The following is a 337-nucleotide window of genomic DNA, read 5'->3' on the forward strand; positions in this document are numbered from 1 at the left end:
GTCGGGATTAATCGCCCCAATGCAGACGTGCATCGCCGCCGTCCCAGAGGTAACTGAGATGGCGTGTTTGACGCCATGTTTGGCAGCAAACTCACGCTCAAATTGGGCAACCTGCGGTCCCTTACCGATGTTGCCCGAACGAATGACTTCGGTGATCGCTGCGATATCTTCGTCACCAAAATCGTGAGATTGCCCAAACGGTTGTGTGCGTACCGGGGTTCCACCATTAATAGCTAGACGCTCATTCATGCAATGTCGCTCCTTTTCTTGCGGGACTTACGCATTTCCTCTAAAAGTCCCCCTGATAAGGGGGATTTAGGGGGTTAAATGCAACCAA

Annotated in this window: 1 protein-coding gene; it reads right to left on the reverse strand. The window is 51.9% G+C overall.

The features are described 5' to 3' along the window. On the reverse strand, window positions 1-249 hold a 249-nt coding region (locus J4G02_10145), incomplete at its 3' end, for a DegT/DnrJ/EryC1/StrS aminotransferase family protein (protein MCE2394933.1). Window positions 250-337 lie beyond the last annotated feature (88 nt).

Source organism: Candidatus Poribacteria bacterium, from assembly GCA_021295755.1.
Taxonomy (GTDB): domain Bacteria; phylum Poribacteria; class WGA-4E; order WGA-4E; family PCPOR2b; genus PCPOR2b.